The 15,961-nt window shown below is 71.4% G+C and carries 15 protein-coding genes; 7 read left to right on the forward strand and 8 right to left on the reverse strand.

The genetic code is table 11. From position 1 onward, the window contains the following. Positions 1–6 precede the first annotated feature (6 nt). From ASF23_RS17005 to ASF23_RS17015, 3 genes are all read right to left on the reverse strand, one after another. The gene (locus tag ASF23_RS17005; RefSeq protein ID WP_055956546.1) at positions 7–1,218 is read right to left on the reverse strand and encodes an amidoligase family protein; all 1,212 of its coding nucleotides are present in this window, start codon (positions 1,216–1,218) and stop codon (positions 7–9) included. A 2-nt stretch (positions 1,219–1,220) separates the two neighbouring features. Further along, positions 1,221–1,928, reverse strand: coding sequence for a hypothetical protein (locus tag ASF23_RS17010; protein WP_055956549.1), 708 nt, complete (start codon positions 1,926–1,928; stop codon positions 1,221–1,223). Between the two features lie 166 nt (positions 1,929–2,094). Then, positions 2,095–2,700 (reverse strand): LppP/LprE family lipoprotein, encoded by a 606-nt coding sequence (locus tag ASF23_RS17015; RefSeq protein WP_055956552.1) that lies wholly within the window; start codon positions 2,698–2,700, stop codon positions 2,095–2,097. 270 nt (positions 2,701–2,970) lie between these two features. Here ASF23_RS17015 and ASF23_RS17025 point away from each other — a divergent pair, with 270 nt between their 5' ends. The 3 genes from ASF23_RS17025 (at position 2,971) to ASF23_RS17035 (ending at position 7,250) form a co-directional block, all read left to right on the forward strand. Beyond that, the gene (locus ASF23_RS17025) at positions 2,971–3,978 is read left to right on the forward strand and encodes an LLM class flavin-dependent oxidoreductase (RefSeq protein WP_055956558.1); all 1,008 of its coding nucleotides are present in this window, start codon (positions 2,971–2,973) and stop codon (positions 3,976–3,978) included. Between the two features lie 185 nt (positions 3,979–4,163). Beyond that, entirely contained in the window at positions 4,164–5,213 is a 1,050-nt protein-coding gene (locus ASF23_RS17030; protein WP_055956561.1) for an alcohol dehydrogenase catalytic domain-containing protein, read from the forward strand. 99 nt (positions 5,214–5,312) lie between these two features. After that, positions 5,313–7,250 (forward strand): glycoside hydrolase family 127 protein, encoded by a 1,938-nt coding sequence (locus tag ASF23_RS17035; RefSeq protein WP_055956564.1) that lies wholly within the window; start codon positions 5,313–5,315, stop codon positions 7,248–7,250. Positions 7,251–7,366: 116 nt separating this feature from the next. On the opposite strand, the gene ASF23_RS17040 is transcribed toward ASF23_RS17035, so the two are convergent. Both ASF23_RS17040 and ASF23_RS17045 read right to left on the reverse strand, forming a co-directional pair. Further along, positions 7,367–8,068 (reverse strand): alpha/beta hydrolase, encoded by a 702-nt coding sequence (locus tag ASF23_RS17040; protein ID WP_055956567.1) that lies wholly within the window; start codon positions 8,066–8,068, stop codon positions 7,367–7,369. A 9-nt stretch (positions 8,069–8,077) separates the two neighbouring features. Then, positions 8,078–8,941: a helix-turn-helix domain-containing protein gene (locus ASF23_RS17045; protein ID WP_055956571.1), complete on the reverse strand. Its 864-nt coding sequence runs from the start codon at positions 8,939–8,941 to the stop codon at positions 8,078–8,080. Between the two features lie 103 nt (positions 8,942–9,044). Between ASF23_RS17045 and ASF23_RS17050 the strand changes: the two genes are divergently transcribed. The 3 genes from ASF23_RS17050 (at position 9,045) to ASF23_RS17060 (ending at position 11,273) form a co-directional block, all read left to right on the forward strand. Beyond that, positions 9,045–10,097, forward strand: a complete 1,053-nt coding sequence (locus tag ASF23_RS17050) for an NAD-dependent epimerase/dehydratase family protein (RefSeq protein ID WP_055956574.1) — start codon at positions 9,045–9,047, stop codon at positions 10,095–10,097. A gap of 58 nt (positions 10,098–10,155) precedes the next feature. Then, positions 10,156–10,632, forward strand: coding sequence for a DUF4126 family protein (locus tag ASF23_RS17055; RefSeq protein WP_055956577.1), 477 nt, complete (start codon positions 10,156–10,158; stop codon positions 10,630–10,632). 116 nt (positions 10,633–10,748) lie between these two features. Then, complete coding sequence (locus ASF23_RS17060) at positions 10,749–11,273, forward strand: AAA family ATPase (protein ID WP_055956580.1); 525 nt, start codon at positions 10,749–10,751, stop codon at positions 11,271–11,273. A gap of 24 nt (positions 11,274–11,297) precedes the next feature. Here ASF23_RS17060 and ASF23_RS17065 read toward each other — a convergent pair whose 3' ends face one another. From ASF23_RS17065 to ASF23_RS17080, 3 genes are all read right to left on the reverse strand, one after another. Beyond that, entirely contained in the window at positions 11,298–11,819 is a 522-nt protein-coding gene (locus tag ASF23_RS17065) for a hypothetical protein (RefSeq protein WP_055956583.1), read from the reverse strand. Positions 11,820–12,797: 978 nt separating this feature from the next. Then, positions 12,798–13,457: a hypothetical protein gene (locus ASF23_RS17075; RefSeq protein WP_055956588.1), complete on the reverse strand. Its 660-nt coding sequence runs from the start codon at positions 13,455–13,457 to the stop codon at positions 12,798–12,800. Continuing rightward, entirely contained in the window at positions 13,454–15,193 is a 1,740-nt protein-coding gene (locus ASF23_RS17080) for a CocE/NonD family hydrolase (protein WP_055956591.1), read from the reverse strand. The genes ASF23_RS17075 and ASF23_RS17080 overlap by 4 nt, the downstream gene beginning before the upstream one ends. A 118-nt stretch (positions 15,194–15,311) precedes the next feature. Between ASF23_RS17080 and ASF23_RS17085 the strand changes: the two genes are divergently transcribed. Further along, positions 15,312–15,932: a TetR/AcrR family transcriptional regulator gene (locus tag ASF23_RS17085; protein WP_055956594.1), complete on the forward strand. Its 621-nt coding sequence runs from the start codon at positions 15,312–15,314 to the stop codon at positions 15,930–15,932. The last annotated feature ends 29 nt before the right edge of the window (positions 15,933–15,961 follow it).

Genomic DNA, 15,961 nt, shown 5'->3' on the forward strand with positions numbered 1-15,961 from the left:
ATCACGCTAACTGGTCGCATGGCTGCGCTGCTCCGTCCCGAGGGCGGACCCGGCCAGGTCGGACCGCTCACGGGCGGACCCCGCCAGGTCGGACAGCTCACGGACGGCCTCGACGGGGTCGCTCGTCGTCGGAGCGGGGATCGGCGTCGGGTCGGTACAGCGTGCGAGCAGGGCCTCGACGACCGCGGCACGACGGACGATCTCCGCGCCGTGCAGGGCACCGGGGAGGATCCGCACCTCGACGGTGTCGCGGACGGGGTCGTCGGTGAGGAGCGCGGTGAGGTTGACGTCGAAGTACTTCGTCAGCCCGGTGCCGGACGCGGCCGCCTGCAGCCGGTGCCAGGCGTCGGGGTCTCCCGCGCCTCCAGGCCGAGCCCCCGCACCCATGCCTGCGGTGTCCTCGACCAGGGCGACGAGCTCCGGCGGCAGCGGCCGCAGCCGGGTGCACGCGGGGTTGGTGTCGAGCACGGTGCGGAGCGCCTCGCGCCAGTACCCGAAGAGCCGCACGAGGTTCGAGAACGCCGACACGGACCGGAACGGTGCCGCGTCCACGTGCAGGTGGACGGCCGCCTCCGCCGGCACCCGGAAGCCGAGCGCCCGCGCCGGCCGGAGCAGGGCCTCGAGGGCGGCCTCGTGGTCCTGGCGGAGCGGCGGCGTGACGATCTCGCACGGACGTCCCCGGCCCGGCGCCAACGGCGACGCCATCGCGATGCTCGCCCCGGAACGGTCGCGGAGCCGCCGAACGGCACCGATCGTCTCGACCGTGCTCCCGAACAGCACCGCGACGTCGTCCAGGACCCGGTCGAACGGGACGTCGGGGTCGGTCCGCTCGGCGACGAGACGGAGGAGCCGGATGTCGTCCGAGAGCACCCGGTACCAGTGCCCGTCCGTCCGCTGCCGGCACACCGCGCACGGACGGTGTCCCGGTGCCCCGCATCCGGCGTCCGTCAGCTCCCGCTCCACGTCCGCGACGATGGTGATGTCGTCGACGAGGGCGGCCAGCGCGCGACCGACCCCGTCGTGCACCGTCAGTCCGGGCGTCAGGTGCCAGAAGTGGCCCATGCCCGGTACGAGCGACGGCTCCGAGTCGGTGTGGAACACCCGACCGACGCGGCCTCCGTGCTCGGCCGCGACGGCGTCGGCGAGGGTTCGTCGATCGGCCCCGGGTGGGGCCAGCAGCTCGATCTCGAACCCGATCCGGGTGGTGAGGACGGTCATGCTCAGAGCGGCAGGTCCCCGCCCGCGAGCAGCGTCGCTCCCGCACGGGCCTTCGCGCTGCGCGTCGACGGGCTCTGCCAGAGCGCCGCGAGCTGGGCCGCCTCGGTGTCGCCGTACCCGACCAGACCGAACGCCGCGACGTCGTCGGACTCGGTGTACGTCGTCGGTGCCGCGGGGACGGTCTGGTGCGTCAGCAGCTTCCCGCCGACCTTGCTCTTCGCGGTGTACACGGTGTCCGACCCCCATGCGACGGCGAGCCCGAGTGCCTGCGTGAAGCTCGCGCCGCCGAGGAAGAACGCCGCCCGCTCCTGCTCGTCGGTGTAGGCGACGGACCCCGATGCTCCGGCGGCGTACGGCAGTGCGACGCCGGCGCGGAGCTTCGACCCCGCCTTGCCCTTGGCGGTCGTGAGGTCCACGGTGCCCCAGATGGCCGCGAGGTTCAGCGCGTCGTCGACGTACGGCGACGCCGAGAACGCGGCGAGGTCGGCGGCCGAGTAGGTCACCTTCGGGGTCGTGGCCTTCGGCATCGGTGTCTGGCTGGTCGCGGACCCGGCGAGGTTGCTCGTCGGTGCCGCCAGGGCTCCGGCCGCCCCGAGTCCGACGATGGACCCGGTGATGGCGCACGCCACCGCGACGGTCGCTCCGACGCGTCGGAACGCGGTCCCGGACGGGCGGGGGCGGCGGTCGGGCTCGGTGTCGATGTCGTTCATGAACTGCTCCTTGCTCGTCGTCGGCGGGGTGTGACGCGGTCCGTCAGGTGCCGACCTGCCAGACACTAGGAGCCGCCGCGACCGGCCGACAACGACCTCGAGACGATCCTGGACCATCGGCGCGGACGAGTCGACCTTCGGATGACCGGGCGGTCGAGGCGGCCGGTCATCCCTCGGGCGGGACGTCCCCGGTCATCACGACCTTGCCGGTGGACGCGTCCCACGTGTAGGTCGCGGTCGTGCGGCCCGTCGGGTCGGCGTTGCTGTCCGAGGCCTTCGCGTACCGGTACGTGACGGTGATCGCATCCGCGCCGGTCCGGGTGACCGTCGGCGAGAACCCGTACTGCCTCGAGGTCGCGGTGCCGAGGTACGAGCCGTCGTGGAAGAGCAGCACCGCGTACGGCGAGCTCGGGGTGCCGCCATCGACCGTCACGACTGACCACGAGAGCGCCGCGCAGGCGTCGTAGCCGGAGTGGTCCGCGTTCGCAGCGTCCCACTTGTTCCCCTCCAGCCCGGACGGGAGCGGCAGCGCAGCGATTGCCGCCGACGCTGCCTCGGCGCCGCTTGCGGGTCCGCACGACGCGGACGGGGTGCTCGACGGTGTCGTGGTCGACGTCCCCGCCGCCGCGGAGGTCACGGGTGCGGAGGCCGACCGGCTACTGCTCGGGGTGGTGCTGGGGCCGGGGTCGACCGACTGGCCGGAGCACCCCGCCAGCGAGACGAGGGCGGCCGCTCCGGCGATGAACAGGGTTGCTCTCAGTGGTGTGTGCATGCCTCCACGGTGCACCGTGTCGGACGGGTCCGGTGACCGTTCCGCCGAACGTCATACCTTCGTCGGATCGGTCGTCAACCGATGGTCCCGGTGACCGCGCGGTGCGCGGACGGCGCGACGGACGGGAGGGACGGTGCCAGGCCGACCCGCGCCTCCCGTCCGTCGGTCGGTTCGTCCCGGACGGGAGGGACGGTGCCAGGCCGACCCGCGCCTCCCGTCCGTCTCGGTGTGGGTGGGAACACGGTGACGGCCGTCGGTGTTGCCCCCTGCATGACCGTTCCGCTCTCGATCCTCGACCTCGCACCCATCGCTCCCGGAGAGACCGCCGCGCAGAGCTTCGCCGCCTCCGTCGCCCTCGCGCAGCAGGCCGAGCGGAGCGGGTACCGGCGGGTCTGGTACGCCGAGCACCACAACATGCCGTCGATCGCCTCGAGCGCGACCTCGGTGCTCATCGCGCACGTCGCGAGCCAGACCTCGACGATCCGCCTCGGGTCGGGCGGCGTCATGCTCCCGAACCACTCGCCGCTGACGATCGCCGAGCAGTTCGGCACCCTCGCGACCCTGTACCCGGGGCGCATCGACCTCGGCCTCGGGCGTGCACCCGGCGGCGACCAGCGGACGTTCCGTGCGATGCGGCGCGACCCGGGGTCGTCGGAGCAGTTCCCGCAGGACGTGCTCGAGCTGCAGGCCTACCTGGCCGGTGAGTCGCGGGTCGCCGGTGTGAGCGCGACGCCCGGGGCCGGGACGAACGTGCCCCTCTACATCCTCGGGTCGTCGCTGTTCGGGGCACAGCTCGCCGCGGCGCTCGGGCTGCCGTACGCGTTCGCGTCGCACTTCTCGCCCGACGCGCTGCACGATGCCGTCGCGGTGTACCGGCGGGACTTCCAGCCGTCCGAGCAGCTCGACCAGCCGTACGTGCTCGCCGGGGTGAACGCGATCGCGGCCGACGACCACGACGCCGCCGAGGTGCAGTTCGCGGCGGTCAAGCGTGCCCGGCTGATGATGCTCCTGCGGCAGAGCGGTCAGATCCCCGTCGGACAGACGTTCGCGGACGACGAGCTCGACCAGCTCATGGCCAGCCCGATCGGCGCGCACGTGCAGAGCATGACGACCTACACGGGTGTCGGGACCGCCGACGAAGTGGACGACTACGTCACCCGGTTCGCGCACACCGCCGACGCGGACGAAGTCATCGTCGCGCACGGGTCGCTCACCACCCCGGAGCGGCTGCGTTCGGTCGAGCTCCTCGCCGAGGCGCACTCGCGCGTCGCGGCGTAGCCGGGCGGGCGCGCCCGCGTCCGCGTCCGGCCGCTCGTCTGGCGGGTGAGAAGTGCCGAACTGTCGGGTCGGACGCCTGACCCGACAGTTCTGCACTTCTCGACCGCCGACCTGACCGCCGAACCGACCACCGAACCGACCGCCGACCGGGGCGCCGACCCCGGGCGCCCTGGCAGGATGGCGTGATGCGCGCAGTGCGGTACCAGGAGTTCGGGGCGACACCGGAGATCGTCGACGTCGAGCCGACCCCGTGCCCGCCGCACGGGGTGGTCGTCCAGGTCCGGGCGACCGGCGTGTGCCGGAGCGACTGGCATGCCTGGCGTGGGCACGACGACTCCGTGCAGCTCCCGCACGTCCCCGGGCACGAGTTCGCCGGCGTGGTCAGCGCGGTCGGCGCCGAGGTCACCGCCCACCGTGTCGGCGAGCGTGTCACGGCGCCGTTCGTGTTCGCGTGCGGCTCCTGCCCCGAGTGCCTCGACGGCGCCACGCAGGTCTGCACCCGCCAGCAGCAGCCGGGCTTCACGCTGCCGGGTTCCTACGCCGACGAGCTCGTCGTCCCGCACGCCGACCTCAACCTCGTGACGCTGCCCGACGCGATCGGGTTCGCCGAGGCCGCTGGGCTCGGATGCCGTTTCGGGACCGCGTACCACGCACTCCATGCCCGCGGGCGGATCGCTGCCGGCGAGCGCGTCGCGGTGTTCGGCTGCGGCGGTGTCGGGCTCTCGGCGGTGATCGTCGCCGTCGCCGCAGGGGCGCGCGTGGTCGCGGTCGACGTCTCCGCGGCCGCCCTGGAGCGAGCCGCGGCCCTCGGCGCGACCCCGGTGTCCTCGGCGGGCGCAGCGGGGACCGACGGCACCGCCATCGCCGAGGTCCGGGCGCTCACCGACGGCGGTGCGCACGTGTCCGTCGACGCGTACGGAAGCCGTGCGACGTCGGTGGCCGCGGTCGCGTCGCTCCGTCCGAGAGGGCGGCACGTGCAGGTCGGTCTGCTGCTCGACGACGAGGCCGCGCCGGCGATCCCGATGGGTCGGGTGATCAGCGAGGAGCTCGAGCTCCTCGGCAGTCACGGCATCTCGGTCGGCGAGTACGCGGCGATGCTCGACGACGTGGTGGCCGGGCGACTCCGCCCCGACGCATCGCTCGGGCGCACGATCGGCTTCGCGGACCTGCCCGCCGCCATCGAGGCGATGGACCGCCCGGCGACGGACGCGGGCATGACGGTCGCGGTGTTCTGACCGCGCTGTGCTGATCGCGCCGCGTGACGGGCGTCCACCCCGTGCGCCGCGTACCGTGCGACCGGAACCGGTTTCCACCCGAGGTCTGGACTGATCCGAATGACCCACATCGGCACCACAGCGAACGAACCCACCCCGGACGGCACGGCTGCGTTCCGCGGCGGACCCGTCGCCCCGAGCACCACGACGCTCACCCCGCTGCACTCCGGCGAGATCCGGCTGACCGGCGGGTACTGGCTCGAGTGGCAGCGCCGGAACGCCGAGGTCGTGCTCCGGCACTGCGAGACCTGGATGGAGCGGATCGGCTGGATCGGCAACTTCGACCTGGCCGCCTCCGACGCGGTCGGGTGGGAGCACGCGGGCATCGAGTTCATCGACTCCGAGATCTACAAGCTCCTCGAGGGGATGGCGTGGGAGCTCGGCCACGACACCCACCCCGACCCGGACCTGCAGGACCGCTACGACCGGCTCGTCGCCAGGGTCGCCGCCGCCCAGGAGCCGGACGGGTACCTGCACACGAGCTTCGGCCGGGCGTGGCAGCCCCCGCGGTACTCCAACCTCGAGTGGGGGCACGAGCTGTACTGCTTCGGGCACCTCATCCAGGCGGCCGTCGCGAGGATCCGCACGGCGGGGTCCGGCGTGCTCGTCGACGTCGCGATCCGGCTCGCCGACCACCTCGTCGCGGAGTTCGGACCGGACGGCCGCGAGGCGGTGTGCGGGCACCCGGAGATCGAACCGGCGCTCGCCGAACTCGGCCGTGCGACCGGCGACACCCGCTACACCGAGCTCGCCGCACTGTTCGTCGAGCGACGCGGCCGGGGCCTCCTCGGACCGATCGGCTACGGGCCGGAGTACTTCCAGGACGACGTGCCGATCCGCGAGGCCGACGTGTTCCGCGGGCACGCCGTCCGCGCGCTCTACCTGGCGTCAGGCGCGATCGACGTGGCCGTGGAGACGGGTGACACCGCCCTCGCCGAAGCCGTCGAACGCCAGTGGGAGCACACCGTCGCCACCCGGACGTACATCACCGGCGGGATGGGATCGCACCACCAGGACGAGGCCTTCGGCGCCGACCACGAGCTGCCGCCGGACCGTGCCTACTCGGAGACCTGCGCGGGGATCGGGTCGAACATGCTGTCGTGGCGGTTCTTGCTGCGCTCCGGTGACGCCCGGTTCGCCGACCTCTTCGAGCGGACGCTCCTCAACACCGTCATGGCGTCGCCCCGGGCGGACGGTGCCGCGTTCTTCTACACGAACACGCTCCACCAGCGGGTCCCGGGGACGGTCCCGGACGAGGTCGAGCTGAACGCCCGTGCCCTCGCGAGCCTCAGGGCGCCGTGGTTCGAGGTGTCGTGCTGCCCCACGAACGTCGCTCGGACCCTGGCGAGCGTCGAGCTGTACTTCGCCACGAGGACGGCCGACGGCGTGCAGGTCCACCAGTACGGCGACTTCGACGTCGACACGACGCTCGAGACCGCGGGGCCGGTGTCGTTCACCGTCGCGAGCGGCTTCCCGCTGGACGGTGACGTCCTCGTGACCGCCCGGACCGACACCGCCGGCCCGGTCGCCCTGTCGCTCCGGGTCCCGGCGTGGGCTCGTGGCGCCACACTCCAGGTCGGTGACGAGGCCCCGGTCGAGGTCGAGGGACCCGTCGCGACGGTCACCCGCACGTTCGCCGCCGGGGACACCGTCGCGCTGCGGTTGCCCATGACGGCCCGGTGGGTGACACCGGATCCGCGGATCGACGCAGTGCGCGGCACCGTGGCCGTCGAGCGCGGTCCGCTCGTGCTCTGCCTCGAACGTCCCGCGGACGAGCCGTCGGTGAACGACACCGTCGTCGACCGGTCGGCCGCACTGGTCACGACCGAGGGCGGCGCGGACGTCACGGTGCTCGAGACGACGGCGTCGACGGACGCCTGGCCGTACGACGACGCCGATCCGGTCCGGTCGGCGCCGCACGCTGCGGCACTCGTGCCGTACGCGACGTGGGCCAACGACGGTCCGTCGACCATGCGGGTGTGGCTGCCGGTCGCGTGATCCGTTCCGGGCGGGAGGGACGGTGCCAGACCGCACCGAGCCTCCCGTCCGGCGCGTGATCCGTTCCGGGCGGGAGGGACGGTGCCAGACCGCACCGTGCCTCCCGTCCGGCGGTGTCAGCGCAGCATGCGCTCGATCGTGTCCGTGACGATGTCCGGGCGCGAGATGAACGGGTGGTGCCCTGTCGGGACGTCCTCGGACCGCGTCGCGCGCTCGGCGTGGAAGCGCTGGAGCGCCACCGACGTACTGCGGTCGTCGACGCACACGAGGGAGGTCGAGTCGACACCCTGCCAACCCGCCGCGGTCGTCGGGGTGGTGAACGAGGCCGCTGCCTGGGGCGCGACCCGGGCGAAGCCCTCCGCCTGCACGGTGTCGTCGGTGTCCTGCAGGAAGCGATCCCCGAACGTCCGGGCGGAGTACCCGACGACCCCGAGCCTGCCGTCCCCGGCGTCGCCGATCGCCACCGGGTCGGACTCGCCGCTCATGATCTGTCCCTGCGCCTGGCCGACGTCCGGCAGGTACGAGGACACGAGGAGCAGGTGTCGCACGGCCGGGTGGTGTCCGGCCTCGGCGACGACCGTCCCGCCGTACGAGTGCGCGACCACGATCGCGTCGTCGACGGTGTCGAGCTCGGCCCGGAGTGCTCCGGCATCGGCCACGAGCCCACCGGCGACGTCCTCCGGCGTGGTCTCACCGCACGACGGCAGCGCGACCGATCGGCTGCGGATGCCGGTGCGTTCGAGCAGCAGCTCGGCGGTCGGCCGCCACCACCAGTCGCCGTCGCGGACCAGGGCGCCGTGCACGAAGATCAGTTCCATGGCTCGAACCTAGGCGTCGCGATGCTCCGCCGACGGGGTTCGCGGGTGGGGCGCAGACGCTGTGAGCGAAGCCGACGCGAGCATCGCCAGCTTGTCGGCCGACTCCGTGCCCGGTTCGGCGTGGTAGACCACGAGCATCGCCCCGGGGGAGTCGGTGACGCCGAGCTTCTCGCGGTCGAGTCGGATCGCGCCGACCTCGGGATGGTCGAAGGTCAGGGTCGCGCCGGCCCGGGGTCCGACGTCGTGCCGTGCCCACACCCGGCGGAACTCGGGGCTCGCGACCGACAGCTCGCCGACGAGCTCGATCACGCGCGGGTCGTCGACGTCGGTGCCGATCGCCCGGCGGAACCCGGCGACCAACGCCGCGGACGCCCCCTCGATGTTCGCGAACAGGGCGCGTTCGGCCTCGTCGAGGAAGACGTCCCGGAGCCGGTTGCGGCCGACGGCGAGTCGCGGGGAGAGCGCCGTCGCGAGCGGGTTCGCGGCGAGGACGTCGAGCGCGCGGCCCTCCACGAAGGCCGGGAACGGGAGCTCGGCGACGAGGCGCAGGGTGCTCGGTCGGACCGTCTCCCGGCGGACACGGCGGCGGGGGCGCCGGGGGGTGTCCGCGACGAGGCTCAGCAGGTAGGCGTCGTCGTCGAGCTGCAGCACGCGGCCGATCGCCCCGAGGACCTGGGCGGACGGGTTGCGGTCGCGGCCCTGCTCGAGGCGGAGGTAGTACTCGGCGCTGATGCCGGCGAGCATCGCGACCTCCTCGCGGCGGAGTCCCGGGACCCGCCGCGAGCCGACCACCGGGATGCCGATCTGCTCGGGTGTGACGAGTTCGCGTCGGGCTCGCAGGTACTCGCCGAGCTGGTTCGGTTCGTCGGTCATGTCGCCACGGTAGCCATCCGGCCGCGTGGCGTGGGTACTCCCCAGCGGCACCAGTGTCGCGGGGGACCTGGCTCGGGCACCCCGGCGGGCGCACCATCGACGCATGCCCCAGGAACAGTCCCCCGAACACGTCCTCGTCACCGGCGGGTCCGGCTTCATCGCCGGCCACGTCATCCTCCAGCTCCTCGACCAGGGGCACACCGTCCGGACGACGATCCGGTCCCTCGAGAAGGAGTCCGCCGTCCGCACGGTCCTCGAGCGCGCCGGCATGACGCGCGGCGCGGCACTGACGTTCGTGGCGGCGGACCTCCTGCACGACGACGGCTGGGGGGATGCCGCCGCGGGGGTCTCCGTCGTCGTGCACGTCGCCTCCCCGGTGATGCCGGGTGCTGTCGCGGACGAGCAGTCCGTCATCGGTCCCGCACTCGACGGCACCCTCCGCGTGCTCCGCGCCGCCAGGGACGCCGGTGTCCGACGTGTCGTCCTGACCTCCGCGTTCCACGCCGTGGGGTTCGGGCACGGGCGTCCCGACCGGGTCTTCACCGAGGCGGACTGGTCACCCCTCGACGGACCGGGCGTCGACGCGTACGGCCGGAGCAAGATCCTCGCCGAGCGCGCCGCGTGGGACTTCGTCGCTGCCGAGGGCGGATCGATGGAGCTCATCACCCTGACGCCGGTCGCCGTGGTCGGGCCCGTGATGGGGAACGGGGTCTCCGGTGCGAACCACATCGTGCAGAACATCCTCACCGGGACGATGCGCGCCTACCCGGACCTGGCGATCCCCGTCGTCGACGTGCGGGACGTCGCCGCCGCGCACGTCGCTGCGGTCACCGTGCCGGAGGCCCGCGGGCAGCGGTTCATCGTCGGCACCGGTGAGCCCGCCGTCCGGCTCGCCCGGATCGGGGCAGTCCTCCGCGCGCACCTCGGCGGTGCCGCGAGCCGCGTGTCGACCCGCCGCGTCCCGAGCGTGCTCATCCGCATCCGGGCCCTGTGGGACCCGGCGGCGAAGGGCGTCGCGGCGGACCTCGGGTACGTCAAGCGGGTCTCGAACGAGCGGCTCCGGACCGTGCTCGGCGTCGAGCCCCGACCGGCGGAGGAGGCGATCGTCGCGGCGGGCGAGAGCATGGTCGCCGCGGGGCTGGTCGGCCCTCGCTGAGGATCGTGACGGGCGCCGTCGGTACGGTGCGGGGAGCACACCGACACGAGGAGACCGCATGTCCAAGCAGCCCACCGCCGTCCGCGCCCTGACGCTCGGCTTCCTGACCGGGGGCCGCTCCGCGACACCACTGGCAGCCCTCGCCCTGCACCACGACGACCCCGCGCTGAAGGGCTCGTGGCAGCAGTGGCCGATGTTCAGCACGCCGGCCGGCCGCGGGCTGCTCGTCGCGGCCGCGATCGGTGAGCTCGTCGGCGACAAGCTCCCGATGACCCCCAGCCGCCTGGCGCCGCTCGGGCTCCTCGGTCGGATCGGCACCGGCGCGCTCGCGGGCCTGGCGATCGGCACGACGGGTGGTAAGAACCGCGGGCTCGAGAGCGCGGTCCTCGGTGGGCTCGGCGCCCTGGCCGGGAGCATCGGTCTCGCGCTCGCGCGGAAGGCCGCGGGTTCCGTCACGGGTCTGCCCGACCCCGTGGTGGCGGTCGCCGAGGACGCCGTCGTCATCAGCGGCGCGGCCCGCGCGCTCCGCAGCTGACGGGCGTGACCGCCTGACGGACTGGAGGGACGGTGCGGCCTGGCACCGTGCCTCCAGTCCGTCTCACGGTCCGTGCGCCCAGCAGGACGGACCTCGACAGCTGTAGGGTCCGAGGCATGGCGCTGGTGCTGACGTGTGGGTTGTCGTTCTCGGGCAAGAGCACCTTGGCTGCTGGACTGTCCAGCGCGCTGGGCGGTGAGCTGTTGAGTCTTGACCAGATCAACGAGGAACGCGGTCTGCACGGCGGGCAAGGCATCCCGTTGGAGGAGTGGGCGGCCACCAATCGAATCGCGCACGAGCGCGCCCGTGGGCTTCTCGCCGCCGGACGCCACGTCGTCGTCGACGACACCGGGTCCCCGCGGTTCATCCGTGACGAGTGGCGCACGACCGCATCAGCGGCGGGGGCTCCCTTCGTGCTCGTGTGGGTGCAGGTCGATCCAGAGCTGCAACGTCAGCGGGTCCTGGCCAACAGGGCCGACCCAGGACGGCCTGACGTCACCGACGCGGTGCTCGCCGAACACGGCGCGAGCTTCGAGGCGCCGGTGGAGGAGGACCCGTTCGTGGTCGACGCAGCCTCGACGAGTGACCCGGAGACCATCGCCGCCACCGTGAGGACGATCCGGGCAGCCAAGATCCGGTAGGGCATCCCTCGCCGGGTCCTGGTCTCAGTTCTGCGTGGCCGCTCTGTAGGGCTCGTACTGGGTCGTCCGTCCCCACCTCGTCCAACCAGGCAACGCCACCAGGGAGGTCAGGCACCCCTCGTACCCGGTCTCGGTCTCGCTGGTGCCGTCGGAGAACGTTGCCGTCACCCTCGACCGTCCCAGGGCGAACGTCTCGATCACACGCCCCGCGACAGCAGCCTCGACGAGGCGCTTGGCGCGGGCGATGTCGTCGTCTTCGTACCCGAGTTCCCACCGACCGCCGATCTGCCCGAGTTCGACGACGATCCACTGCTCACAGATGATGTCGAACGTCAGGGCCTCGGCGTTGTGGGGCTGGACGGAGACCGTCCGGATCGACGGCCGTTCGTTGTCGCTTCCGCTCCCGTCCGGATCAGATCCCCCGTAGTTCTCTGAGGTGATCTCGGCCGCGTCGCCCACGAGAGCTCGCAGGTACGGAAGCAACTCCTGCATCGCCGCTGTCTGCTCCAGGAAGTCTCGACTGGAGTCGTCCGCCGCGGCGCTCATGGTTCACCTTCTCACGCGTGCGCTTCCGGGCTCCGCGGACCATCGCCACCACTCCCGTCGCAGACCGGGGGTTGCAGCCGTACCGATAGCCGATCCTCTACCGGGCAGCGCTGCTCGCTTGGATCACCAGGATGGCCCTTCGTGGCAGGCTTGCGGCCAGGTTGAGGAGGGATCGCGATGGATGAAGCTGTCTTGTACGACCTTTGCAGTCGCGCTCGACTCGTTCAGGTCCGGCTCGTCTCGACCGAAGCAGGGCTCCTGGGCCTCACCGACTTCATCGGTCGCGCTGCTCGCTGCTCGGAGAACTACTCGCACGCGCGTCTGCTGCAGCTGATCCAGGCTGCGCCGCGGCCAGTCGGCTTCCGATACGGCTTCCGTCGGCTGGAAACCGTCAGTGCGAGTCGGACCGTACCCCCGGACACTTTCACCGACGACGAACGTGCTGAGTACGAGGCTGCGCAGAGCGCGCTCCTCAAGAGCGTCGGACGCGACGCTGGGGAACCAGCCCCCGGAGTGGTAGGAGTCGCACGGAACGTACTCGAGCAGTTCATCCTCCACTGGTTCTAAGGGAGACATTTGGTCGGACGCCATCTCGTTTGACGATCCCTCAACGGGCGCGAGCGAGTTAGCTCGTGGCTCATGGAAAACAAACGACGAGGAGCCGGACGACCTGCTCGCATCGCGCTGACTGCGGCACTTGTCGCCTGCATCGCTTGCTTGGTCGTCGGGATTGTCGAGGTCGTTTCGCCGACCGGATCGACTTGGCTCGCCGTCCTCATGTTCGTCCTGGCCGCTTCGGCTGGATGGCGCGTGACGATCTACTTGCGGCTGCTCAGGCGGTCTCAGTAGCCGATCCCCTGCCGGACACCAGAACGCCCCGGCGGGAGGGGGACCCGTCGGGGCGTTCGTCTTCGCGTTCCATCAATACATGAGACGGGCTTCGGGGTGGGCGAGCACCTGACCCCCTGGCCAATCTCCCTACAGCTCGCTGGCGGCGCGGAGGATCCAGGTGCGGAACTCAACGGCGAAGTGCTCGAGGTGTTGSTCGATCACCTGGGGCGCACATGAGGCCGGGAACGTGACCGAGAGCCGTGCGGTGAACCCGTCGGCCTCGTCCTCGAAGGCGTTGGCGATCGAGCCGACCACGGTGCCGTCGGCGAGGAGCATGTGTGAGCGGCGGCCAGCAGGCCGGCTGGCGGCAGGTGGGAGTTCCTGGTCGACGATGACACTGTCGTCCCAGGGGCGCATGAAGAACGAGCACACCTGGTCATCGAGGGTCTCGACGATGTTCACCAGCTGCCCCGGTTCGGTGTGGATCGCGTAGTGCTCCGGGTGCCCGGCGAGCATGACGTCCTCCCGGGCGAACGCCGCACCGAGCCATGCACCGAACTGCGCTGCAGTGATCCCACGRGCGCGCAGCGTCGTGGTGCCGCTCGCCTCCTCGCCGCTGGAGCGTTCGAGGTGACCGCGGAGAAACGCGTCCCCCGCAGCGATCTCATCGGCGAGCAGCTTGAGGAGTCGCTGGCGACCGAGCTTCCGCTTCAGGAGCTCCAGCGCACGGCGGGCGGAGAATAGTTCGTACCCGTCGATCGTTGCGTCGGTGTCCTGCGCGTCGAGGCGGACTGTCGCGGCGGTCATCGGGCGCTCCGGACGGGCAGCTGCAGGTACGAGGCGTGCTCGCCGCCGGTGTGGACGACGTGTGTGCCGGCGTTGTCGCCGACGTACTCGCGGATCGCGGGCATGAGGGTGCCGAGGAGGTTCCGGGAGCTGATGATGAACCGGAGCTGCTCCCCGGCGTGGAACCGCAGCCCGACGGGGAACAGGTCGATCTCGATCTCCGCCACCTGCCCCGGGGTGAGTCTTTCGACGCGATCGAAGGTGTGCGCGGGGACGTCCTCGGTGCTTTGTGCCTCGTCGAGGTGTCGGGCGGAGACGCGGAGGCGGCCGTCGGAGCCCTTGTAGCGGAGGATCGTGGCGCCGTGGTCGGTCAGGTCGTGCGCCATCGCGGTCTGGTTCGGGACCGTGAACGCCTGCAGCGGGGTGCCCCACCGGTCGAGTTTCTGCACGAGGACGAACAGGTCCATGTCGTCTGCGTCGCGGGCTTCGACGAACAGGTGCGCCTTCGGGTAGCCGACGAGCACGGTTTCTTCGTCGAACCGGGTGAGGAACGACACCGCGTTCGGGTTCGCCGCGACTGCGTACGAGGCCTCGGCTAGAGCCTCGGGGGCGGCGGTGGTCAGGGTGCGGGTGCGGGCGTCGAGGTAGTACATCGTCGAGGTCGCGTCCTCCGGTGGGAAGGAGTCGGCCGGGACGGCGATCTCGTCACCGCCCTCGAGGTCGAGGACGGAGTACCGGACCGTCGGGGTGGTCTCCCACCCGTTGTCGACGCCCTTGAGGAAATGGTCGAAGAAGCGGCGGAGGTCCTCAACGTTGCCCTGGTCGTAGTAGTCGGGCCACTCCTGCGTGTTGTGGATCCGCAGCCACTTCTGCGTGCTGGCCATGAGCCGCCAGGCGCGGAACGTGCCGGCGGTGTGCAGGGTGTTCGAGTAGCTCGCGACGACGTACGCCGGGACGGTGATCTTGTCGAAGTCGGGGATCTTGTCCTCCCACAGCGGACCCATCAGCGGGTGCGCGTGAACCTCGGAGAGGATGTCCTCCTTACGGTTCTTCCCGAAGAAGCTGCCGTCCTGCAGCTGCTGCGCGAACCCGGTGTCCGGCATCCCGCCGCGCATGACGAGGTCGCGGTAGACGTCGCTGACGCCCTCCCACGGGTTGATCGCCACGAGGTGCGGCGGCTGCTCGGCGGCGGTGAACCACTGCGACACGGCGAGGTAGCTGGTGCCGCTCATCCCGACCTTGCCGTCGCACCAGTCCTGCTCGGCGAGCCACTCGATGACGTCATACGCGTCCCKGCCGTCCTGCCGGTCCCACAGCACACTGTCACCCTCGGAGTCGACCACACCGCGGATGTCGACGTTGCAGATCGCGTAGCCGTGCTCAACCCAGTACGCCGGGTCCGGCGCCTCGAACTTCTCCAGCCCGGACACTTCGCTGTTCGGGATCCCGACGAGTCCGAAGACCCCCATCACACTGACCGAGGTGCCCTGCGCCTTGCCGTAGGGGCTCCAGGCCACGATCACCGGGACGGGCTCGGTACCGACCGGGCGGAAGACGTCGAGGTGGATCGTCGTGCCGTCACGCAGCTGCATCGCGACGTCCTTGTCGAACACCGTGTCCGCGGGCAGCGGCTTGAACTGCGGTGCGATCTGAAACCCGGCCTCGAGCGTGCGGGTGCCCGGCTCGAACGGGGTCAGGACGCCCGTGCGGGGCGCGGGCAGCGGGGTCGAGGGGACGTACATCCTCTGGTCGGTCATTGCGATCTCCTTCGTGCGAGAGTCCTCCGTGGGCTCGTTGTCGGAGCGAGCGTACGACCGATTGGCCTTAAACTCAACAAGWGTTGAGAACAAGCGGGCTCAGCGGTAGATTCGGTACATGACCCCCGGATCGCAGGCCACCCGCTCGGCCAGAGTTGGACGACGGCCCGGTGCGGAGAGCACGAGGACCACCGTGCTCGCGGCCGCGAGTGCGCGGTTTGCCAGCGACGGGTACGCGGCGACCACGATCCGGCGGATCGCGACTGACGCGGGGGTCGATCCGTCGCAGGTGATGCAGTTCTTCGGGTCGAAAGACGCTTTGTTCGCCGCAGTCATGGCGGTGCCCGCTTCYGCGCTGGCCCGGTTCGACACGGCGTTCGACGGGCCGAGTGAGCACCTCGGCGAGCGAGTCGTCCGGGCGTTCCTCGAAGCGTGGGAAGCGCCCGGCGAAGAGTCCGAGCCGCTCATGACGATGCTGCGCGGGGCAGTCGTCAACGAGGAGGCGAACACCCAGCTGCGGGAGTTCATCGAAGCCCGACTCGAGCACGGTGCCGGAGCCGTCGACCACGACCACCGGGCCCTGCGCGCCGGCCTCGCGGCAGCGATGCTCGTCGGCATCATCACCAGCCGCCGAATCATCGGCGTTCCAACGCTCGTCGCAGCCAACCATGACCGCATCGTCGAGACCGTGGGGCCAGCAATACAATCCGTCCTCACTCCGCCCAGCCCCGTTGTCTGATGGTTCGTTGCCTGTCTCGATAGCCGATC

The organism is Curtobacterium sp. Leaf261, from assembly GCF_001422205.1.
In the GTDB taxonomy this organism is placed as follows: domain Bacteria; phylum Actinomycetota; class Actinomycetes; order Actinomycetales; family Microbacteriaceae; genus Curtobacterium.

What these genes read in the sequence shown, in the direction of transcription:
- ASF23_RS17005 (WP_055956546.1), bottom strand. Translation starts at nt 1,218, where the DNA reads ATGACCGTCCTCACCACCCGGATCGGGTTCGAGATCGAGCTGCTGGCC.
- ASF23_RS17010 (WP_055956549.1), bottom strand. Translation starts at nt 1,928, where the DNA reads ATGAACGACATCGACACCGAGCCCGACCGCCGCCCCCGCCCGTCCGGG.
- ASF23_RS17015 (WP_055956552.1), bottom strand. Translation starts at nt 2,700, where the DNA reads ATGCACACACCACTGAGAGCAACCCTGTTCATCGCCGGAGCGGCCGCC.
- ASF23_RS17025 (WP_055956558.1), top strand. Translation starts at nt 2,971, where the DNA reads ATGACCGTTCCGCTCTCGATCCTCGACCTCGCACCCATCGCTCCCGGA.
- ASF23_RS17030 (WP_055956561.1), top strand. Translation starts at nt 4,164, where the DNA reads ATGCGCGCAGTGCGGTACCAGGAGTTCGGGGCGACACCGGAGATCGTC.
- ASF23_RS17035 (WP_055956564.1), top strand. Translation starts at nt 5,313, where the DNA reads ATGACCCACATCGGCACCACAGCGAACGAACCCACCCCGGACGGCACG.
- ASF23_RS17040 (WP_055956567.1), bottom strand. Translation starts at nt 8,068, where the DNA reads ATGGAACTGATCTTCGTGCACGGCGCCCTGGTCCGCGACGGCGACTGG.
- ASF23_RS17045 (WP_055956571.1), bottom strand. Translation starts at nt 8,941, where the DNA reads ATGACCGACGAACCGAACCAGCTCGGCGAGTACCTGCGAGCCCGACGC.
- ASF23_RS17050 (WP_055956574.1), top strand. Translation starts at nt 9,045, where the DNA reads ATGCCCCAGGAACAGTCCCCCGAACACGTCCTCGTCACCGGCGGGTCC.
- ASF23_RS17055 (WP_055956577.1), top strand. Translation starts at nt 10,156, where the DNA reads ATGTCCAAGCAGCCCACCGCCGTCCGCGCCCTGACGCTCGGCTTCCTG.
- ASF23_RS17060 (WP_055956580.1), top strand. Translation starts at nt 10,749, where the DNA reads ATGGCGCTGGTGCTGACGTGTGGGTTGTCGTTCTCGGGCAAGAGCACC.
- ASF23_RS17065 (WP_055956583.1), bottom strand. Translation starts at nt 11,819, where the DNA reads ATGAGCGCCGCGGCGGACGACTCCAGTCGAGACTTCCTGGAGCAGACA.